Source organism: Micromonospora sp. NPDC005367, assembly GCF_040606825.1.
Lineage (GTDB): Bacteria > Actinomycetota > Actinomycetes > Mycobacteriales > Micromonosporaceae > Micromonospora.
The window spans coordinates 13901-33512 of record NZ_JBEXFP010000014.1 but is presented as its reverse complement, the minus strand read 5'-3'; the positions used below and the strand labels follow the sequence as shown (position 1 = coordinate 33512).

The 19612-nt window shown below is 72.3% G+C and carries 18 protein-coding genes; 9 read left to right on the top strand and 9 right to left on the bottom strand.

The window, feature by feature from the left end:
- Positions 1 to 14: 14 nt before the first annotated feature.
- Positions 15 to 1343 carry an ABC transporter substrate-binding protein gene (locus ABZS42_RS12615; RefSeq protein WP_355144581.1) on the bottom strand — a complete coding sequence of 443 codons (1329 nt, stop codon included), beginning with the start codon at positions 1341 to 1343 and terminating at the stop codon, positions 15 to 17.
- Positions 1344 to 1622: 279 nt separating this feature from the next.
- On the opposite strand from ABZS42_RS12615, the gene ABZS42_RS12610 reads away from it, so the two are divergent.
- The 3 genes from ABZS42_RS12610 to ABZS42_RS12600 all read left to right on the top strand — a co-directional run bounded on the left by ABZS42_RS12610 (position 1623) and on the right by ABZS42_RS12600 (position 5591).
- Positions 1623 to 3623 (top strand): beta-galactosidase, encoded by a 2001-nt coding sequence (locus ABZS42_RS12610; protein WP_355144579.1) that lies wholly within the window; start codon positions 1623 to 1625, stop codon positions 3621 to 3623.
- Between the two features lie 38 nt (positions 3624 to 3661).
- Positions 3662 to 4438 (top strand): DeoR/GlpR family DNA-binding transcription regulator, encoded by a 777-nt coding sequence (locus ABZS42_RS12605; RefSeq protein ID WP_355144577.1) that lies wholly within the window; start codon positions 3662 to 3664, stop codon positions 4436 to 4438.
- Positions 4439 to 4616: 178 nt separating this feature from the next.
- Entirely contained in the window at positions 4617 to 5591 is a 975-nt protein-coding gene (locus ABZS42_RS12600) for a sporulation protein (RefSeq protein WP_355144575.1), read from the top strand.
- 77 nt (positions 5592 to 5668) lie between these two features.
- On the opposite strand, the gene ABZS42_RS12595 is transcribed toward ABZS42_RS12600, so the two are convergent.
- Positions 5669 to 6049, bottom strand: coding sequence for a hypothetical protein (locus ABZS42_RS12595; RefSeq protein ID WP_355144573.1), 381 nt, complete (start codon positions 6047 to 6049; stop codon positions 5669 to 5671).
- 425 nt (positions 6050 to 6474) lie between these two features.
- Between ABZS42_RS12595 and ABZS42_RS12590 the strand changes: the two genes are divergently transcribed.
- Positions 6475 to 6897, top strand: coding sequence for a hypothetical protein (locus ABZS42_RS12590; protein ID WP_355144571.1), 423 nt, complete (start codon positions 6475 to 6477; stop codon positions 6895 to 6897).
- 73 nt (positions 6898 to 6970) lie between these two features.
- Here ABZS42_RS12590 and ABZS42_RS12585 read toward each other — a convergent pair whose 3' ends face one another.
- From ABZS42_RS12585 to ABZS42_RS12575, 3 genes are all read right to left on the bottom strand, one after another.
- Positions 6971 to 9271, bottom strand: a complete 2301-nt coding sequence (locus ABZS42_RS12585; protein WP_355144569.1) for an ATP-binding domain-containing protein — start codon at positions 9269 to 9271, stop codon at positions 6971 to 6973.
- A 223-nt stretch (positions 9272 to 9494) separates the two neighbouring features.
- The gene (locus ABZS42_RS12580; RefSeq protein WP_355144567.1) at positions 9495 to 10595 is read right to left on the bottom strand and encodes a sigma-E factor regulatory protein RseB domain-containing protein; all 1101 of its coding nucleotides are present in this window, start codon (positions 10593 to 10595) and stop codon (positions 9495 to 9497) included.
- Positions 10596 to 10704: 109 nt separating this feature from the next.
- Positions 10705 to 11730: a DUF5937 family protein gene (locus ABZS42_RS12575; protein WP_355144565.1), complete on the bottom strand. Its 1026-nt coding sequence runs from the start codon at positions 11728 to 11730 to the stop codon at positions 10705 to 10707.
- 101 nt (positions 11731 to 11831) lie between these two features.
- Between ABZS42_RS12575 and ABZS42_RS12570 the strand changes: the two genes are divergently transcribed.
- From ABZS42_RS12570 to ABZS42_RS12560, 3 genes are all read left to right on the top strand, one after another.
- Positions 11832 to 12413, top strand: a complete 582-nt coding sequence (locus ABZS42_RS12570; protein WP_355144563.1) for a dihydrofolate reductase family protein — start codon at positions 11832 to 11834, stop codon at positions 12411 to 12413.
- 144 nt (positions 12414 to 12557) lie between these two features.
- Positions 12558 to 13214, top strand: coding sequence for a response regulator transcription factor (locus ABZS42_RS12565; protein ID WP_355144561.1), 657 nt, complete (start codon positions 12558 to 12560; stop codon positions 13212 to 13214).
- A 50-nt stretch (positions 13215 to 13264) separates the two neighbouring features.
- The gene (locus ABZS42_RS12560) at positions 13265 to 14656 is read left to right on the top strand and encodes an ATP-binding protein (protein WP_355144743.1); all 1392 of its coding nucleotides are present in this window, start codon (positions 13265 to 13267) and stop codon (positions 14654 to 14656) included.
- Between the two features lie 36 nt (positions 14657 to 14692).
- Here the strand turns inward: ABZS42_RS12560 and ABZS42_RS12555 are convergent, their stop codons facing one another.
- Entirely contained in the window at positions 14693 to 16222 is a 1530-nt protein-coding gene (locus ABZS42_RS12555) for a tetratricopeptide repeat protein (protein WP_355144559.1), read from the bottom strand.
- Positions 16223 to 16279: 57 nt separating this feature from the next.
- Positions 16280 to 16741, bottom strand: a complete 462-nt coding sequence (locus ABZS42_RS12550; RefSeq protein ID WP_355144557.1) for a MarR family transcriptional regulator — start codon at positions 16739 to 16741, stop codon at positions 16280 to 16282.
- Between the two features lie 49 nt (positions 16742 to 16790).
- On the opposite strand from ABZS42_RS12550, the gene ABZS42_RS12545 reads away from it, so the two are divergent.
- Entirely contained in the window at positions 16791 to 17321 is a 531-nt protein-coding gene (locus ABZS42_RS12545; RefSeq protein ID WP_355144555.1) for a VOC family protein, read from the top strand.
- 9 nt (positions 17322 to 17330) lie between these two features.
- Positions 17331 to 18221 (top strand): hypothetical protein, encoded by an 891-nt coding sequence (locus ABZS42_RS12540; RefSeq protein WP_355144553.1) that lies wholly within the window; start codon positions 17331 to 17333, stop codon positions 18219 to 18221.
- A 71-nt stretch (positions 18222 to 18292) separates the two neighbouring features.
- On the opposite strand, the gene ABZS42_RS12535 is transcribed toward ABZS42_RS12540, so the two are convergent.
- Complete coding sequence (locus ABZS42_RS12535; protein WP_076471474.1) at positions 18293 to 18472, bottom strand: DUF4236 domain-containing protein; 180 nt, start codon at positions 18470 to 18472, stop codon at positions 18293 to 18295.
- A 93-nt stretch (positions 18473 to 18565) separates the two neighbouring features.
- Positions 18566 to 19495, bottom strand: a complete 930-nt coding sequence (locus ABZS42_RS12530) for an AraC family transcriptional regulator (protein ID WP_355144551.1) — start codon at positions 19493 to 19495, stop codon at positions 18566 to 18568.
- Between the last annotated feature and the right edge of the window lie 117 nt (positions 19496 to 19612).

The following is a 19612-nucleotide window of genomic DNA, read 5'->3' as shown; positions in this document are numbered from 1 at the left end:
TCCCCCTCTCGCCGTCAGCTCGTGAAGATCGACTTCTTCTGGTTCTCGATGCTGGTCAGCAGACCGGCGACGTCCTTCGGGTCCTTGATGAACTGCTGGAGCGCCGGGATGATCACCGTGGAGGCGAAGTCCGGCCGGGTGTCCCGGTCGAGGAACTGGGCGATCTCGGTGGCCGAGCCCACCAGTTCCGCCGCCTTCTGCTGCAGGGCGCTGTAGCCGCTGGTGTCCGCGCCGGTGTTCCCGACGAGGGTGCCGGGGTCGGTCTGCACCGAGATGTTCGCGGCGTCCACGCCACCGATGTACTCCAGCAGCTTCTTGGCGTTCGCCTCGGACTTCGGCTTGCGCGCCATCATGTAGCCGTCGATCGGGGCGTCCAGCGCCTTGGCGCCGATCACCGAGTCGATCTCCGGGAAGGTGAAGAAGTCGATGTCGGCCTGCTCGTCGGCGTTGAACTGCTGCGCCACGAAGAGGCCGAGCAGGTACATGCCGCTCTTCTTCTGCTGCAGCGACTGGGCGGCCTCCTGCCAGGTGCGGCCCAGCGAGTCCGGCTGGTGCAGCGGCAGCAACCCGGCCCAGGTGTCGAAGACCTTCTTCACCTTGTCGGAGGTCCACGTCTCCTTGCCGGCCATCAGGTCGACGTGGAACTGGTAGCCGTTGATCCGCAGGTTCAGGATGTCGAACGTGCCCATCGCCGGCCAGCCGTCCTTGTCGGCGAAGGCGATCGGGACGAGGCCGTCCTTCTTCATCTGGTTGGCCAGCGTGGTGAACTCGTCCAGGTTCTTGGGCACCTGGTAGCCGTACTGCTGCCAGACCGACTTGCGGTAGAAGACCGCCCACGGGTAGTACGAGAACGGCACGAAGTACTGCTTGCCGTCGTCGCCGGTGGAGGCCTTCTTGAAGGCGTCGGAGAACCCGGAGAGCTTGCCCCAGACGTCGGAGACGTCACCGGCCAGCCCCCGCTCGGCGAAGAACCGCATCCGGTAGCCGGCGAACCAGGTGAACACGTCGTCCGGCTTGCCCTGCAGGTAGTTGTTGATGTTCTCCTGGAACGTGTTGTGGTCGACGGTGTTGATCGCGACCTCGATGCCCGAGGACGTCTTGAAGGCGCCCGACACCTTGGCGAGCACGTCCTTCGGCGTCGGGTCGGACGCGTTCGAGCCCATCGACACCGTCTTGGCTCCGGACCCGCCGGAGTCGGAGTCGCCGCAACCGGCGAGCAGTCCCGTGCCGAGCAGGCCGCTCGCGCCGGCCGCGCCGGCCAGCAGCGTACGGCGGTTGAGGCCGGCGACGGAGGGCGGTACGAGTCTGGCCAGATACTCGGCCTGGGTACGGGGACGGGACATGGTTCCTCCTGCGGATGAAGAGGTGCGCTGTGCCCAAAGTCGGGGGTGGGGGGGGTGGTGTGGGTGCTCGTGATCGCACACTGGATCCACCGTTAATCCACATTGCCAAACACGAACTCCCAGTGGCGCCTCAAGCTACCCGTCCCGACGTCGGTGTCAAGAGGGCTGGAAGGGATCGATGGCCTAGTCGTGACTGGGCCGTTATCAGGTAAACGTTGGAAACCTTTCTATGTTGGAATCTGTTGACTTGAGGGATCGATAGAGGCACGCTCTGCTGCCATGCGGCAATGGCAAGGCGATCGGATCTTCTACGGCGGCGACTACAACCCGGAGCAGTGGCCGGAGGAGACCTGGGCCGAGGACGTCCAGCTCATGCGCCGGGCCGGGGTCAACCTGGTCTCCGTCGGGATCTTCTCCTGGGCCCTGCTCGAACCGGCGCCCGGCCGGTACGAGTTCGGCTGGCTGGACCGGGTGCTCGATCTGCTGCACTCCGGTGGTGTCGGCGTCGACCTGGCCACCGCCACCGCCAGCCCACCACCATGGCTGGCGCGCAACCATCCGGAGACGCTGCCTCGCCGGGCCGACGGCACACTCCTCTGGCCGGGCGGCCGGCAGGCGTACTGCCCGAGCTCCCCGATCTTCCGGGAGCGGTCGCTCGCGCTGGTGGAGGCGATCGCCACCCGGTACGCCGAGCATCCGGCCGTGGTCATGTGGCACGTGTCGAACGAGCTCGGCTGCCACAACGTGCACTGCTACTGCGATGTCAGCGCCGAGGCGTTCCGGGTCTGGCTGCGCGAGCGCTACGGCGACCTGGAGCGGCTCAACGCCGCCTGGGGCACTGCCTTCTGGAGCCAGCGGTACGGCGACTGGGCCGAGATCAATCCGCCGCGCACCGCACCGACCTTCGCCAACCCCACCCAGCAACTGGACTTCCTGCGCTTCTCCTCCGACGAGCAGCGCGCGCAACTGCGTGCCGAGCGTGAGGTGCTGCGGGGGCTGGTCCATCAGCCCGTGACGACGAACTTCATGATCGGCATGGGCATCAAGCACCTCGACTACCACTCGTGGGCCGACGACGTGGACCTCGTCGCCAACGACCACTACCTGACCGCCGCCGACCCGCGGGCGCACGTCGGGCTGGCGTTCTCCGCCGACCACACCCGCGGCGTGGCCGGAGGCGAACCCTGGCTGCTCATGGAGCACTCCACCAGCGCGGTCAACTGGCAACCGCGCAACGTCGCCAAGACCCCCGGCCAGCTGCGCCGCAACAGCCTGACGCACGTGGCCCGGGGCGCCGACGGGGTGCTCTTCTTCCAGTGGCGGGCGTCCCGGGCCGGCGCGGAGAAGTTCCACTCGGCGCTGGTGCCGCACGCCGGACCGGAGACCAAGGTCTTCCGTGAGGTCTGCCGCCTCGGCGCCGACCTCGAAGCGCTGGCCGAGATCCGGGGCAGCCGGGTCGACGCCGAGGTGGCGATCCTCTTCGACTACGAGGCGTGGTGGGGCGTCGAACTCGACTCGCACCCCAGCACCGACGTCACGTACCTGGACCGGATCACCGCCCTCTACGACTCGCTCTGGCGGGCCGGGATCACGGTCGACGTCGTGCACCCCTGCGCCGACCTGGACCGGTACCGGCTGGTCCTGGTGCCCACGCTCTACCTGACTCGGGACGCCGACACCGCCGCGCTGCGCCGGTTCGTCGAGTCCGGCGGCACCGCACTGGTCACCTACTTCAGCGGCATCGTCGACGAGAACGACCACATCCGGCTGGGCGGCTACCCGGGCGCGTTCCGCGAGCTGCTCGGTGTACGAACCGAGGAGTTCTTCCCACTGCGCCAGGGGGAGCAGGTCCGGCTCGACGACGGAACCACGGCCGACGTGTGGACGGAGTGGCTGCACCCGGAGGGCGCCGAGGTGCTCGCCTCGTACACCGACGGGCCGCTGCCCGGCGTGGCCGCGGTGACCCGGCACGCGGTCGGCGCGGGCGCCGCCTGGTACCTCGGCACCCGGTTGGCGCAGCCGGCCACCGACCGGCTGGTCGCCCGGCTGGTGGCCGAGTCCGGCGTCCGGCCGGCCGCCGTGGCGCCGGCCGGTGTGGAGGTGGTCCGCCGCCGCGACGGCGAACGCAGCTGGCTGTTCGTCGTCAACCACACCGAGGACGCCGCGAGAATCACCGCCACCGGCGTCGACCTGCTGACCGGCGAACGGTGCGACGGCGAGCTGCTGGTGCCCGCCGGCGAGGTCGCGGTGGTCCGCGAGGACGCCGCGGCGACGGCCTGACCCACCGGCAAACGACGGGTCGACGGGAGGTTGACCGGATGCTCGCCCAGCAGCGGCAGAGTGCCATCCTCGATCTGATCCGGCAGCACGGCGGCGTCCGGGTCAGCCACCTGGTGAGCCGGTTCGGCGTGTCGGACATGACCATCCGGCGGGACCTGGAGGTGCTGGCCGAACGCGGCCTGGTGGACAAGGTGCACGGTGGTGCGACGCTGGCCGGCCCGGGCTCCGCCGAAGAGCCGGGATTCGCGGCGAAGTCGATCCGCCAGCAGGCCGAGAAGCGGGCCATCGCCCGGCGGGCCGCCTCGCTCGTGGAGCCCGGCATGGCCGTGGCGCTCTCCGCCGGTACGACCACCGCGGCGCTGGCCCGGCTGCTCGCCGAGGTACGCGGCCTCACCGTGGTGACCAACTCGATCCCGGTGGCCGACGCTCTCTACCAGGATCCCCGGGCCGACCAGACGGTCGTGCTGACCGGCGGTATCCGTACGCCCTCGGACGCGCTCACCGGACCGGTGGCCGAGTCGGCGATCGGCACGCTCAACGTCGACCTGCTCTTCCTCGGCGTGCACGGGATGAGCCCCCGTACGGGCTTCACCACGCCGAACCTGCTCGAGGCGGGCGTCAACCGGTGCCTCGTCGGCTCGGCCCGCCGGTTGGTCGTGCTCGCCGACCACACGAAGTGGGAGACGATCGGCATCGCCACCATCGCGGCGCTGGAGGCCGCCGACATTCTGATCACCGACACCGGGCTGCCCCCGGAGGGGCGGACGCTCATCGGTGAGCAGGTCGGTGAGCTGATCCTCGTCGAGCCGGCGTAGCACCGGTTCGGCGAGCGGGTGCCCTGCCTGCCGTCGCCGCCGGCGGGCTCCGGAACCCGCGCCGGTTCACCGCCGGCCCGGCGCGCTTCACAGGGACCTCACAGGGCTGCTGGATAGGGTGCGATCGAGCAACGTCCGGCTCCACGGTGGAGCCCTCCGCGGTCTCACGGGAGTTCCGATGGTCTTCAAGAAGATGATGAGCGCGTTCGGTGTGGGCGGCCCCAGCGTCGACACGGTGCTGAACAACCCGAACACCCGCCCCGGTCTGAGCCTCGACGGGCAGGTCAACCTGCTCGGCGGGGAAACGCAGGCGAAGATCGAGCAGGTGGTGCTCGGCCTCGTCACCCGGGTCGAGATCGAGGGGCACGACACCGAGTACGCGGGCGCTGTGGAGTTCCACCGCATGGTGGTCAGCGGCCCGCTGGAACTGGCCCCGAAGCAGCAGTTGGCCATCCCGTTCCAGCTCCCGGTGCCGTGGGAGACGCCGATCACCGACGTCTACGGCCAGCGGCTGCGCGGCATGACGATGGGTCTGCGTACCGAGGTGGCGGTGGCCCGGGCGGTGGACAAGAGCGACCTGGACCAGGTGGCGGTACACCCGCTGCCGGTGCACGAGCGGATCCTCGACGCGTTCCAGCGCCTCGGCTTCCAGTTCAAGAACGCCGACCTCGAACGCGGTCACATCTACGGCTTGCAGCAGACGCTGCCGTTTTACCAGGAGATCGAGTTCTTCGCGGCGCCGCAGTACGCGCAGACGGTCCGTGAGGTCGAGCTGACCTTCGTGACCAACCAGTACGGCGTCGACGTGGTGCTGGAGTGTGACAAGCGGGGCGGCTTCCTCAGCTCCGGGCACGACAGCTACGGCCGCTACCAGGTCGCGCACGCCGACGCCGACCGGCTCGACTGGACGCAGGTCGTCGACGGCTGGCTGCGCGAGACGACCTCGCACTACGGCAGCATGCGCGCCGGTGGCTTCGGGCACGCCCCGGCGTACGGCGGCCACCACGGGCACCACGGACACGGGCGTGGCCCGGGGGTGGGCGGGATGCTCGCCGCCGGGGCGCTCGGCGTCGCCGGTGGCCTGGTCGCCGGGGAACTGATCGAGGATGCTTTCGAGGGCGACTCCGGTGAGGACCTCGGCTTCGACGAGTAGGTCCATCGGGTTCGCATGTGGAACGCGCATGACGGCGGCCTCCGGGAGTTCCCGGAGGCCGCCGTCCGTACGAGGCGTCAACGCCGGCCGGTGCGCCGCTCGCTGAGCGACCGCTTCGGCGACCCGGCCTTCGAGAGACCTCGGCTCACCAGGTAACCGGCGGTCAGCGCGGCGATGATCCACCACGACTGAACCGGGTTGTTGATGTTCAACCCGTTGGTGTCCGAACCGCCCCAGAACGCGGCGATCACCACGCCCGCCATCACCACGGCGTAGATCCAGAATTCCGTGGTGAGGAACGCCTGCTTGGTCTCGGTGCCGGTCTGCGGCATCTGCTCCCGATGCCCGTCACTGACGACCGGCATCGGACGGGTCGGCGTCTCCTGCATCGCCTGACGGTTCTGGATGTCGGCGGCCGGTCGGTTCATCGGCCTGGTGGATGCAGCCTGGGTGCTCATCTTGTCCTCCTCAGGATGCGATGAGTCGTGCGCTGCCCCGCCCCGCTACCGCGTTTCGGCCACGGCATGGTTTCGGGTCTCGTGGCGGGGACGCTCACCGACTACCCGAGGCTCGGGGAGAGGTAACACCCGGTGCCGGGCCGGAAATCGGCGGTAGCGTGCGTCGCGCCGACACCGGTTGGCGTCCGGGCGGGCACCACCGGCGTGGTACGTCGGCGCGAATCGGCGGTTGTGCGCGGGACCTCCTCCCGATGGAGGTTCGTCGTGCCGGCTGGGCGTTCGGCGCGACGGCGTCCTTTGCGGCGCCGGCTCCGGCTCGGGTCGTCCGTCGCTGTGAGCCGCGGGATCCCCGGCCCGGGCGTGGTGTTTGACGTCCCCGGTGGCGGGCACGCAGCGAGACCGACGTTTCTGCGAGGTGGTTTGACGTGCGTGAAGATGACCTGCGACAGGAGGCCGCCCGGCGGGCCGAGGAACGCATCGCCGGCGGGATCTACGGCAAGGGTGCCGTCGACGAGGTGACGGTGCCGCGCACGGACGTGCAGCGGGCGATTCAGGATGTCGATCCGGACGACCCGGCACACGAGCGGATCGACCCGACCGTGCTCCGCGACGGCGGCCCCGTCGGCGGGCAGGGAGCGGTCACCACGACCGGCGGCACCGCCGGCCCGGCCAGCGTACGGCGGGTGGCGCGGCAGCCGGAGAAACACCGCGGCAAGGTGGCGCCGACGACCACTGGGGACGCCACCACCGGTGGCATGAGCACTCCGGCCAGTGGCTCCACAAGTGACCAGTCCAGCAGCGCCAGTCAGGTGGGCAACTTCACCACCGAGACGGACCCGTCCCGGTGACCACGAGGTTGGCGGGGCTGTCGGAGAGCGAAAGTCCACGTCAACCTCATGATCAACCGGTGGGTGTCCTCCGTCAGGCCGTCGTGGTCGGGCGGAGGACGCCGAGGCGTTGGGTGGCGCGGGTGAGGGCGACGTAGAGATCACTGCGGCCGCGCGGCGACTCGGCCACGATCAGGTCCGGGTCGATCACCAGCACGGAGTCGAACTCGAGTCCCTTCGCCTGCGCCACGGTGAGGACGACCACCCGGCTCTCCAGCTCGGGGTTGTCGCCGATGGCGGCCTCCGGCAGCGCCGCCGTGAGCGTCGCCCCCAACTCGTCGACCAGGCCGGCCGGGACGATCACACCGAGCCGGCCGTCGCCCAGGCCGGCCGCCTCCCGGGCCGCCGCGTCGACCAGCTCGGCGGTCAGCCGGCCCGCGGCGACCGTGCGGTCCCACGGCGGTACGCCGCTGGCACGTACGGAGCGGGGCGGGGTCAGCGTCGGGTCGATCTCGGTGAGCAGGTCGGCGGCGACCGCCATGATCTCCGCCGGGGTGCGGTAGCTGACGGTCAGCTCGGTCAGCCGCCACCGGTCGGCCACGTACGGCGCCAGGGCCTCCCGCCAGGACCGGGTGCCGGTGAGCGCGCCCGTCTGCGCCACGTCGCCCACGATGGTCATCGACCGGCTCGGGCAGCGGCGCATCAGCAGGCGCCAGGCCATCGGTGACAACTCCTGCGCCTCGTCCACGATGACGTGTCCGAAGGCCCACTTCCGGTCGGCCGCCGCTCGCTGCGCGGTGGTCAGCCGGTCGGTCTCCTCCTGCCGTTCCAGCAGCCGCTCCGCGTCGATCAGGTCGGTCACGCCGAGGATCTCACCGCCGTCGGCCTCGTCCTCCACGTCGATCGAGCGTGAGCCCCGGGCGATCTCCAGTACGCCTTCGGCGTACTCCCGTTGCAGCGAGCGGATGCGCTCGCGGACGGCCGCCGCCTCGCGCTCGTCCTCGCCGAGCAGTTCGGCGGCCTCGTCGAGCAGCGGCACGTCGGCCGGCGTCCAGCCGCCCGGCTCCCGGTGCAGCAGCGTCCGCTCGTCCGCGGTCAGCATCGGGGCCGCGGTGGCGATCCGGTCCGGGTCGGCGTACAGGTCGGCGAGGAGTCGCTGCGGGCTGAGCACCGGCCACAGCTCGTCCAACGCCGCCTGAATCTCCGGTTCCTCCCGCAGCTCGCGGCGGATCTCGGCGCGGTCGGCCTCGTCGAGCAGGTTCTCGCCGCCCAGCGGATCGGCGCCGATGCGCTCGGCCACCTGCTCGGCGAGTGCGTGGACGATCTCGACGTCGAAGAGCGCCCGGGCCAGGTTGTGCGGTCGGCCGGTGCGGCGGGCGCGATCCCGGGCCCCGCGTACCGTCTCGGGGTCCAGGGTGAGCGCTTCCCGCTCCATCTCGATTTCCATCGGTTCGTCCGGCACCCGCTGCCGGTCCCGGACCGCGGCCGCCAGCACCTCGACCATCACCGCACGGCCCTTGAGCGCCGCGGTCTCGGCGGGCTCGACGCGGCGTGCCTGTACGCCGGGGAAGAGATCGGCCTGGGTACGCAGCAGCACACCGGTCTCGGCCAGTGCCGGAAGCACGTGGGAGATGTAGCGCAGGAACGTGGCGTTCGGGCCGAGCAGCAGCACGCCCCGGGTGGAGAGCTCGCGCCGGTGCGTGTAGAGCAGGTACGCGGCCCGGTGCAGCGCGACGGCGGTCTTGCCGGTGCCCGGGCCGCCCTGGACCACGAGGACGCCGGGAAGATCGGCGCGGATGATCTTGTCCTGCTCGACCTGGATGGTCTCGACGATGTCCCGCATCCGGCCGCTGCGCCCGGCATTCAGGGCCGCCAGCAGCGACGCCTCACCGGTCAGCTCCTCGTGTGCCGTGGGGGAGGCGGTGTTGATGTCCAGCACCTCGTCGTTGAGGCCCGTCACCTTGCGCTGGCGCGTACGCAGGTGCCGTCGGCGCCGTAGGCCCTGCGGGTTGGCGGCCGTGGCGAGGTAGAACGGGCGGGCCGCCGGGGCCCGCCAGTCCATCAGCAGCGGGTCGTAGTCGCCGCTGGTGTCGAAGATGCCGATCCGGCCGATGTAGCGGCGCGAACCGTCCTCGCCGTCGAGCCGGCCGAAACAGAGCCCGTTCTCGACGGCGGAGAGCTGCTCGACCTGTTCGGCGTACATGCGTACGGAACTGTCGCGCTGGGAGCGGGCCTGGAGGGTGCCGCCGGTCGTCCGTAGCTCATCGGTGAGCCGGCTGGCGGCCTGCTCACGAAGCTGGTCGAGGCGTTGGTAGAGCACGGAGACGTACTCCTGCTCGCGGCCGATCTCGTCGTCGAGCGGCAATTCGCCGGTACCGCCGGAGTGCCTTGACAAGCCGTCTCCCTAGAAACTATGATTGACGCGAGAACGGCATTTTTCAGCCGTTCTTTTTTGTGCCTGAATTCTGAAAGATAGCGTGCCGCCGCCGTCCCGGCCAAACGAACGGACCGGTGGGGGTCGCCACCGGTCCGGTATGTGCGACGGCGCCGCCGGTGATGTGCCGGCGGCGCCGTCGTCTCTCGATGTCACCCCCGCCGAGTCGGGCGGGCGGCCAGGGTCAGCCGCGGGCCGCCTCGTAGAGCCGCTCCGGGGTCACCGCCCCGGCCAGCACCCGGCCGTCGTCGGTGAGCAGCACGTTGAACAGCTTCGCGGTGAACAGCCGTCCGCTGCCCCAGGCGCCGCTGACCTCCGGCAACGAGCCGAGCACGCCGGCGATCTCACCGCCGGCCGGGCTCTTGGCGCCGGCGGCGCCCTTCGCGCCGACCTGCGCCACCAGCACCGTGGTCCAGCCGGTCCCGACCGTACGCACCTGCGGGTGCTCCGGCATCCCGGACCGGGGCGCCGGACGGTCCGTCCGGTCGGCCTTCTCCTCCTGCACCGTCACGCCGGGCGGCGGGTTGAAGCTGAACTGGTCGGCGTCCGGGCGCTGGAAGTCGACCTGGGTGAACGCGACCTCGAACGCCGGCTGGTCGCTGCCGGTGGCGAAGATCTCGAACCGCAGCGGGATGTGCTCGTCGGCGTCGATGGCGATCCGCACCTGGTGGACCAGCGATGCCTCGTCGCGCGGCTCCAGCACCAGCTCGTACGCCTCCCGCCCGGCGACCGTCGCGGCGCGCCCGACGCTGACCGCGGTGCTCGGGTCGATGGCGGCGAGCGCCTGGTCGGCGGCCTGCTGAGGCGTGGCCGGCAGCTCCGGCGCGGCGTCGCCGGTCCCGTGCTTCCCGGCGGCCGCGCTGCCCAGCGTGCGGTGGGTCGCCGTGTTGCCGCGGCTGTCCCAGGTCCACAGGTCCCGCCCGTCGCGGATCAGGTCACGCTCGCCGAGCGTGTCCAGCAGCGCGATCCGCTGCCGGTCCGGCCCGGAGTGCCAGACCCGCAGGGTGTGCGTACCGCTGGCCAACGCGGCCAGCTCGTTGCTGCCGGCGGCGAGGCCCGCGATCGGCGGCAGGCCCAGGTCGGCCCGCTGCACGACGGTGCCGGAGAGCCCTTCCAGCTGGGAGGTCTGCAGGTCTACCAGGAGCTGCGCGGCGGTGCGGGGCGGCAGGCTCGGTTCGGCCTCGGCGGCGAACGTGCCGACCGCGGCACCACCGCCGATCACGGTGACCGCGGCGGCCGCCGGCACCAGCCAGCGGAGAATGGGACGGCTCTTCAGGACGGACATGATGTGACACCTCCTGATGACATACTGCCTGGTGCACGCTGTGACGGTGCTGAGAGCGGCCGATCCGGGCGCTCGTCGGGCGTCGCGCCACACCAGCGGGTGGGCACGTTCAGGCGCCGGACCGTCGACCCGCCTCGCTGAGCAGCTGGTCGCCGAGCGCCGTCCGTGAGTAGAGCACCTGCCGGCCGGTCCGACGCGAGGTGAGCAGTCCGGCGGCGCGCAGCGCCTGAAGGTGCACGCTGAGCGTCGGCGCGGAGAGCGCCATCTGGGTGGCGGCCTGGCTGGTCGACATCGGCAGGTCGAGCTGGGCCAGCAAAGCGGCCCGGGTCTGCCCGAGCACGCCGGCGAGCGCCGAGTCGGGCTGCTCGGCGTGCTCTCCCCAGAGCCGGCCGAGACCGCGCGGGGAATAGGAGACGCTGGGTGACTCCGGCCGCGCGGTCCGCACCAGGACATCCGGCCAGGCGAAGGCGCAGGGCACGAGGAGCAGGCCGCGTCCGCCGCAGTCGGCGTGGCCCTCGTAGTACTTGGCGATCGTCAGCGTCAGGTCGGCGAACGTGACCGACGGATGCAGATTGTTCATCATCCGGTCGACGCCGCCGTCGGCCAGCGCGTCGAGCCGGTACGCGATGTCGCCGTTGAGCAGCGCGTCGATCCGCGGCCAGTGTGGGGCGATGGCGGCCCGGTGGTACGCCTCGATCGCCTCGGTGATCGGGCCGATGCCCGCATCGGGCCGGTCCACCAGCGCCTGGAGCAGTGCCTGCCGCCTTTCGCAGCCGGGCCCCTGCTGGGCGACCCGGTGTGACGCCAGGTGCGCCAACTCCCTGGCCACCGCCTCCGGGTCGGCGTCGGCGAGCTGCGCGAGGGCCTCCGCGAAGGTCGCGGACCGGCGACCCGGCGGCGGCACCAGGAAGTCGGGGATGTAGCCCGCCGGGGGCACCAGCGCCCGTAGCAGGTCCAGGTCGCGCTTGCGCAGCCTGCCCGCGCCCTCGGCGAACCGGTCCATCCACGGACGGTGCAGGTGCCGTCCCCGACTCCCGGCGGCCAGCGCACGGAGGCTGGCGACGGTCTCCGTGAGGGGCGAGGCGGCGAAGCGTACCCGGGCCAGGTCGGCCGCCGTGAAGTGCAGGTGGATCAATCCGCCACCCCCCCCGATTAGGTCTGAGCCTAATCGTGGCCGGGCGTGGGACACCACTACAGACTGAGGTCACCATTCGGACAACGGATAGGACATTGAGAATGCGCACCCTGATCTACACCGCCTTCGTCTCGCTCGACGGCGTCGTCGACTCGCCCGGCGGCGGCAGCCCGACCGAGAACCACCGCAGCGGTGGCTGGACCTTCAAGGACATCAAGGTCGTGCCCGAGGCGTACGAGCTCAAGGGCCGGGAGACCCAGGAGGCCACCGCGCTGATGTTCGGCCGCAAGAGCTACGAGGTGTTCTCGCCGGTGTGGCCGGACATGGCGGAGTTCGCCGACCTCAAGGAACTGCCGAAGTACGTCGTGTCCGGCACCCTCGGCGAGGACGCCCTCGTCGACAACTGGGGTGACATCACGATCCTTCGCAACCTCGACGACGTCGCGAAGGTCAAGGAGACCGACGGCGGCCCGATCTTCATCCACGGCAGCGCCACCCTCGCCCGCAACCTCTCCGACGCCGGCCTGATCGACCGCTACCACCTGCTGCTCTACCCGCTGCTGCTCGGCGCCGGCAAGCGGATGTTCAGCGAGACCGACAAGGACAAGCAGATGTTGAAGCTGCTCGAGTCCGAGACGTACGCCAACGGCATCACCAAGCTCGTCTACGACGTCGTCCGCTGAACTCCCCGCCGCCCCGACCAGCCGATCGACGACGCCTGCCCGGCTCGGCGTACGAACGGCCGCACCCCGGCCGGCGGCACCGGCCTCCTCGCCCGGCTTCGAGGGCGAGGAGGCCCCAGTGCGGCGCAGTGGCACCCTTGACCCGTGCGGCTGCTGGTGGTGGAGGACGAGGCGCGGCTGGCGGCCTCGCTGCAACGAGGGTTGCAGGCTGAGGGCTTCGCGGTGGACGTGGCGCCGACCGGGCCGGCCGGATTGGACGCGGCGCGGGGCGGCGGCTACGACGCGATGATCCTGGACGTCATGCTGCCGGGTTGTTCGGGCTACGAGGTGGTCCGCCGGCTGCGCGCCGAGGAGCACTGGCTTCCGGTGCTCATGCTCTCGGCCAAGGACGGCGAGTACGACCAGGCCGACGGGCTGGACTGCGGGGCCGACGACTATCTCACCAAGCCCTTCTCGTACGTGGTGCTGCTGGCTCGGCTGCGCGCGCTGCTGCGCCGCGGCGCGCCCGAACGCCCGGCCGTGCTGGCGGTGGGCGACCTCAGGCTCGACCCCGCGCGACGGCGGGTGACCCGGGCCGGCACGGAGGTGGCGCTCACCGCCCGCGAGTTCGCGCTGCTCGACTACCTGATGCGCCGCCCCGGCGAGGTGGTGTCCAAGACCGAACTGTTGGACCACGTCTGGGACGCGAGCGTGGAGACCGCGCCCAACGCGGTCGAGGTCTACGTCGGCTACCTGCGCCGCAAGATCGGTCGGGAGCGACTGGAGACGGTCCGCGGCGCCGGCTACCGGCTCGCCACGTGAGCGCGTTGCCGCGTCCGTGGCTGGCCGCGCTCGGGCTGCGCGGCCGGCTGATGGCGATCGGCGTGTTCGGTCTCTCGGTCGGGCTGGCGCTCGGCGGGCTGGTGCTGCTCGGTGTCCTGGGGTGGGTGCTGCAGCGCAGCGTGGACAGCGAGGCGTTCCGCACCGCGGACGCGGTCGCCCTGCTCGCCGCCGAGGACGCGTTGCCCGATCCGCTGCCGGTGGCCGGCGGTCAGGTCCGGGTCCAGGTGATCGACACCCGGGGGCGGGTACGAGCCGCGTCGATCGACGCCGACCGCCTGGTCCCGATGGTCCGCCCCGGACGGCTCGAACCGCACCGCCGGCAGCGACTGTCGGTGTCGGGGGAGCGGGCCGGGCTCGCCGGCCCGGTCCGGGTCGTGACGGTGCCCGCCGGCACGGCCACCGACCCGCTCACCGTCCTGGTCGCGAAGTCGATGACAGACGTACGGCACAGCACTCAGGTGGTCGGGACCATCCTCCTGATCAGTTTCCCGTTGCTCGTGGCGGCGCTCGCCGCGGTCGCCTGGCGGGTGGTCGGCGCGACCCTGCGGCCGGTGGAGGCGCTGCGCCGCGGCGCCGAGGAGATCACCGGACGCGCCGGACCCGACCGTCTTCCGGTGCCCGCCTCGCACGACGAGGTGCACCGGCTGGCTCTCACCCTCAACGGAATGTTGGATCGGCTGGATTCGGCCCGGCGGCGGCAGCGGGCCTTCCTCGCCGACGCGGCCCACGAGCTGCGCAGCCCGGTCACCAACATCCGCACCGAACTGGAGGTGGCCCGCCGGCTCGGCGACCGTACGGACTGGGCGGCGGTCACCGAGAACCTGCTCGTCGACACCGAACGGCTGGGCCGGCTGGTGAACGACCTGTTGCTGCTGGCCCGGCTCGACGAGTCCGGCACCGGCCAGGATGGGAGTGCCGGCGCGACCGGGGCGGGCAGCAGCGCCGGCGGTGGGGCCGGGTCGAGCAGCATCGGCCCGGTCGAGTTGGGTGAGTTGCTCACCGCGGTGGCCGCCCGATACCCGGCACCGCCGGTCCACGTGTCGCCGCCGGAGGAGCCGCTGTGGATCGTCGGGCACCCGGACGAGTTGCGCCGGGTGCTGACCAACCTGGTGGACAACGCCGTTCGGCACGCGCGTACCCGGGTGGTGCTGACCGCCGTACCGGACGGCGCGTACCACCTGGTGACGGTGACCGACGACGGACCGGGCATTCCCGCCGCGGACCGCGATCGGGTCTTCGACCGGTTCACCCGCCTGGACGACGCGCGGACCCGCGACGCCGGTGGGGCCGGCCTGGGGCTGTCGATCGTCCGCGAGCTGGTGCGCCGGGCCGGTGGCACGGTCGGCCTCGCCGATGCCGAGCCGGGGCTGCGGGTGCTGCTCCGCCTCCCGCCCCTACCCACCGACGACCGCGGCAACTGATCCACCGAAGCGCGCGGATGCCGGGCGGGCCGGGGGTCAGCGGCGGTGGGTGCAGACTTCGTCGGCGGTGGCGACGGTGTCGGTCGACCAGACGACGGCCACCGTGAAGCAGTAGTCGTTGCTCGGGCTCAGCCCGTAGACGACGAAGTCGCTCGTGCCCGCGGGCAGATCCGTGAGGGCGCTCTTCGGCTGGCCGGCCCGTCCACCGGAGATGACCACCGGCCCTTCGCCGCCGGGCGGGTAGGTCCAACGCAGCGTTACGTTGTCCCGGTTGTCGCGCAGGTCCACGCCGGCGGGAGGGGCGCCGATGCGGGGCGTCGGGCTCGCCGCGGCGGACCGGCTCGCGGCCGTGCTCGTCGGGGTGGCGCCGGCCGGGCCGGGGGGTGCATCGGGTGGCGGGTCGTCGCCGCCGACCCCGGAAACGCCGGCGATCACCGCCGCGGCGCCGAGCAGCACCACGGCCACCCCGGCGATCACGAGCGGTACCAGTCGTCGCCCCGACGCGGAGGGCGCGCGGGGTACCGGCACGGGCAGCCGCCTCGAGGGCTCGTACGGCTCGACGTCGCGCCGTACCCGGTGCACCCCGTCGGCCTCCTGCTGCCCACCGCCGAGCGCCAGCACCGCCGGTGGCACGGCGTTCCCGGCCGGCGGCACGGCGTCCTCCCGGGCCGGTCGGTCGGGGTGTTCCGGCGGCCACCAGGCCTGCTCCGTCCCCGCCTGCCCCGCCTCCGCCGGGTCGTCCACCGGCTGTCGCGGCACCGGCACGGTCCGCCCCTCCGGCTCCGGCTGCGGGTACCCGGGTTTGTCCCCGTGGGACGGGGTGCGGGCTGCGGGGACGACCGGTGCGTCGTGCGTGGCCTGCGCGGAGTCGGTGCAGACGTGATCGGAGTTGGCGGCGGCCCGGGCCAGCGTGGCGACCTGGCCGGCGAGCGGGTCGTCGCCGGCGAGGTGCTGCCGGCAGAGTTCCCGGGCCAGGGCAAGGTTGTCGTGCGCCTCGGCGAACTGCCCGCAGTCGCGCTGCATCGCGCCGAGCCGTGCCAGCATCTTGATGCCGCTGGGATGCCCGTCGCCGTAGACCTCGCGGTGCAGCTCCCAGGCGTCCTGCAGGCGGTCCCGGGCGGTCCGGCACTGCCCGCGGGCGTACTCGACGGTGGCCAGGTCGGCGTGGGCGGCGAGCACCCGCAGCGACTCCGGCCCGTCCTGCGCGGTCAGTTCGATGATGACGTCCTGGTAGAGCCGGGCGGCCCGGGAGTGGCTGCCCACCCGGTGCAGCACCGCGGCCAGGGTCGCGGCGGCGGCCACCGTACGCGGGTCGGAGTGGCCGTGCAGCCGGGTGTGGGCGGCGTACGCGAACGCGGCCCAACCCCGGGCGGAGTGCGGCTCGCCGAGGGCGACCAGGACCCGCGCTTGGAGGCTCGCCGCCTCGGCCAGTTCGGTGGTGGCGTTCGCCGGGCGCGGATCGGCGTCGCTCAGCGCGTCGGAGAGCAGCCGTTGGGCACCGGCCAGGTCGCCGGTGGACACCAGGTGGTGCGCCTGGTCAGTCAGTTCGCCGAAGCCGGAGGGCACGCCCCATCGTGCTCATCCGACGACGGTAAGTACAAGACCCGCGCCGGTGTGGATGCGTCAGGATCCGGTCAGGTGGGCGGCCAGTGTCTCGCTGATTCCGCGCAGCTGGTCGACCTGGGCGGGGGAGAGGGCGTCGAACAGGTGCCGGCGTACGCCCTCGACGTGGCCGGGCGCGGCGGCCGCGAGGGTCTCGAAACCGGCCTCGGTGAGGTGTGCGACCTGGCCGCGCCGGTCGGCGGGGCAGTCCTCGCGGCGTACCCAGCCGGCCGCCTCGAGGCGGGCGACGGCGTGCGAGAGCCGGCTGCGCGACGAGCCGGTCTGCTCGGCCAGCTCACTCATCCGCATCCGGCGTTCGGGTGCCTCGGAGAGGCGGACCAGGATCTCGTAGTACGCGTGCGGCATGCCCGCGTCCCGTTGCAGCTCGCGGTCGAGGGCGTCCATCACGCCGCGGGAGGCGGCGAGGAACGCCCGCCAGGTGCGCTGCTCGTCCGGGGTCAACCACCGCGTCATGACACCCATCATAGCGTCGGTAGTTGAACGCTCAACTAACTCGGGCTACCGTTGGGGCATGGGAATCCACCGCCTCAACCACGCCGTCCTCTACGTCAGCGACCTCGCACGCAGCGTCGCCTTCTACCGTGACGTGCTGGGCTTCCGCCCGGTCGAGATGGCCCCGGACGGCTTCCGCGGCGCCTTCCTCCAAGCACCCGACTCGGCCAACGACCACGACCTCGGCCTGTTCGAGATCGGTGCGGACGCCGGCCGGTCGACCGCCGGGCGCGGCACCGTCGGCCTCTACCACCTGGCCTGGGAGGTGGACACGCTCGACGAGCTCGCCGTCACCGCCGAGCGGCTCGCCGCGGCCGGCGCGCTGGTCGGCAGCTCCGACCACAGCACCACCAAGAGCCTCTACGGGCAGGACCCCGACGGCCTCGAGTTCGAGGTGGTCTGGCTCGTCCCGGCCGGCCTGCTCGACGACGCCACCCGCGCCGCACGCAAGAGCATCGGACGGCTCGACCTGGACCGCGAGCGGCAGCGCTACGGCGGGCAGACCCGCGGCGGGGTGGGCATCTCCGTGCCGGCCTCGCCGATGCGGTAGAACGGCAGGATGCCGACCGACCCGACCGCCGCCGCCCTCCGCGAGCTGCTCGTCCGCCAGCTGGAGACCTGGCTGCCGACGGCCCAGCACCGTTCCCGACGGGCCACCCTGGCCCTGGCGTACGCGCACCGCGACGTCGACTCCGCCGAGGCCGCGCTGCGGCTCGTCGCCGGGCAGGCCGACCGGCTGCGCGGGCTCCGACTCACCGTGCTGGTGCTCGCCGACACGGCGGCCGACCTGCCGGCCCGGCTCGGCCCGATCGAGGCCGGGCTGCCGGCCGACGTCGCCGTGCACGTGGTGCCGGGTGACCCCAGCCGGCTGCCGGTCGCGCTGAAGGCGGGCGGGGCGGCCGGCGCCCCACTCTTCTCCTTCGTGGACGCCGCCGGCGCCCCCGGTGTCCCGGACGCCGCGGTGTTGCGAGCGGCAGCCGGGGGGCGCCCCGCCGAGATCCTGCTCCGCGCCGGCCGCGGCGCCCGCGCCGAACTGGACGCGGCGGGCTTTCCGCTGGTGACCGAGGTGGATCTGGTGCCCACCGCCGGTGAGCCGGCGTCGATCACGTTCGGCACCGGGTCGGACCGGAGCCTGGAGGCGTTCAAGGAGGCGCTCTGGGCGGCCGGCGACGTACGGCTGCGCGACCCGGCCGGGCGGCTGCCCGACGCCGGCCCCGACCCGGAGCTCGACCCGCTGGGCCGGGAACTCCTCGCCGAGCTGGCCCGAACCGGCCCACGTACGGTCACCGAGCTTCGCCGCCACGCCCTGACCGCGACCGTCTACCGCTCGTCGGACGCGGTGCGGGCGCTCACCGAGCTGCTCACGGCGGGCGTGGTCACCCGTGACCCGGTCGGGGGCCGGCTCGGCGGCGACGTGATCATCGCTCCTCCGGCCGGAGCAGCCGCCTGATCAGCACCGACACCCGGCGACGAAAACGGGGTGCCGGTGTCGCCACCGGCACCCCACCCGTCCTCCGGAGGTCAGCGGCGCGACTTGTCCTGCTTCCAGGACAGCGGGCCGGGCAGGTCGACCCGGTGCGCCCGCGCCCGGGAGTTCCAGGACCATCGGCCGATCTTGACGCTCCACGAGGAGAAGCCGTTCTCGGTGAAGTTGAGGATCAGCGGCCCGATCTTCTGCCGCTTGCGGAACATCACACCCATCGCCGCGCTCCCTTCCCCGCCATGCCAGTCGTGTCGGGATCGAAGATGCCCGTAGCGGCGGATCGGGAAACGCCCGCCCGGTCCACGTTGGAGTCAGCGCGGTCGCCGGGCGTCGGGGAGAGCGTTGAGCGGACGATCGAGGCTCGGCTCGGCGAGCGTACGGGGCCGGACGACCTGACCGGGTAGCGGCTGCTCGCGGGCGGCCCGGAACGCGCCGGGGCTCGTCCCCGTCTCGCGGGTGAAGAACCGCCCGAAGTTGGTCGGCTCGCTGAAGCCCAGACCCCGGCCGATCCGGGCGATCGGTTCGTCGGTTGCCGCGAGCAACCGGCTGGCCTGCAAGGCCACCCGCTCGTCGATCACCTGCTTGGCGCTGCGCCCGGTCACCGCCAGGCAGGCCCGGGTGAGTGTACGCACCGAGCAGCCCAGCCGCGCCGCGTAGTCCTCGACCCGGCGGGTGTGCCGGTAGCGGCGTTCGACTTCCCGGCAGAGCCGGTGGAAGGTGACTTCCTCCGGCCGGGACGTCGGCGGCCCACCGCCGGCCAGCGTGAGCCGGAGCAGCAGCACGGCGAGCTGATGGCGCAGCAGCCCCCGCGCGGCGGGCACCGTCCGGTGCCGGGCACAGTCCACAGCGAGCTGGCTCACCTCGGTGATCACCGCGTCCTCGTCCTCGCCGGCGAGCTGCCGCCAGGTCGGTACGGCGTCCGGATCCACGTCGAGGCCCCGCAGCGCATTGGCGTTCCAGCGCACCACCGTGGCGTCCAGCTGTGGACAGGGGCAGCGCAGCACCTGCCCGGCGTGCACCCGCAGCAGGGTGCCGGGGCGGCAGGGGATCGGCTCGAAGTCCAGTTCGGCGTCACCGTGCCCGCTCGTGGTCAGCACCAGCAGGTCCCGGTCGACCAGCACCGGCCGGCGCCAGCCGGGATCGCCGGCCAAGTCGGCCAGCCCGAGAGTGTCGATCTCGGCCGCGGCGGAGGGGAGAGCCGTGCTAACCGTTGCCGGGGGGTACTGACCAGAGGAGAGCATCGCACCCGACGTTAGCCCGCCTCGCAGGTCGTCGCATCTCTCCGCCGCATCGCGGATCTTCGACGTGGTGTGGCCCACCAACGGACCGCGGCGGCACGGTCTTGTCCCGGTCCGCCG

Excerpts from the sequence above, each read along its gene's own strand:
- ABZS42_RS12615 (WP_355144581.1), bottom strand. The coding sequence starts at position 1,343 with ATGTCCCGTCCCCGTACCCAGGCCGAGTATCTGGCCAGACTCGTACCG.
- ABZS42_RS12610 (WP_355144579.1), top strand. The coding sequence starts at position 1,623 with ATGCGGCAATGGCAAGGCGATCGGATCTTCTACGGCGGCGACTACAAC.
- ABZS42_RS12605 (WP_355144577.1), top strand. The coding sequence starts at position 3,662 with ATGCTCGCCCAGCAGCGGCAGAGTGCCATCCTCGATCTGATCCGGCAG.
- ABZS42_RS12600 (WP_355144575.1), top strand. The coding sequence starts at position 4,617 with ATGGTCTTCAAGAAGATGATGAGCGCGTTCGGTGTGGGCGGCCCCAGC.
- ABZS42_RS12595 (WP_355144573.1), bottom strand. The coding sequence starts at position 6,049 with ATGAGCACCCAGGCTGCATCCACCAGGCCGATGAACCGACCGGCCGCC.
- ABZS42_RS12580 (WP_355144567.1), bottom strand. The coding sequence starts at position 10,595 with ATGTCCGTCCTGAAGAGCCGTCCCATTCTCCGCTGGCTGGTGCCGGCG.
- ABZS42_RS12570 (WP_355144563.1), top strand. The coding sequence starts at position 11,832 with ATGCGCACCCTGATCTACACCGCCTTCGTCTCGCTCGACGGCGTCGTC.
- ABZS42_RS12560 (WP_355144743.1), top strand. The coding sequence starts at position 13,265 with ATGGCGATCGGCGTGTTCGGTCTCTCGGTCGGGCTGGCGCTCGGCGGG.
- ABZS42_RS12550 (WP_355144557.1), bottom strand. The coding sequence starts at position 16,741 with ATGGGTGTCATGACGCGGTGGTTGACCCCGGACGAGCAGCGCACCTGG.
- ABZS42_RS12545 (WP_355144555.1), top strand. The coding sequence starts at position 16,791 with ATGGGAATCCACCGCCTCAACCACGCCGTCCTCTACGTCAGCGACCTC.
- ABZS42_RS12540 (WP_355144553.1), top strand. The coding sequence starts at position 17,331 with ATGCCGACCGACCCGACCGCCGCCGCCCTCCGCGAGCTGCTCGTCCGC.
- ABZS42_RS12535 (WP_076471474.1), bottom strand. The coding sequence starts at position 18,472 with ATGGGTGTGATGTTCCGCAAGCGGCAGAAGATCGGGCCGCTGATCCTC.
- ABZS42_RS12530 (WP_355144551.1), bottom strand. The coding sequence starts at position 19,495 with ATGCTCTCCTCTGGTCAGTACCCCCCGGCAACGGTTAGCACGGCTCTC.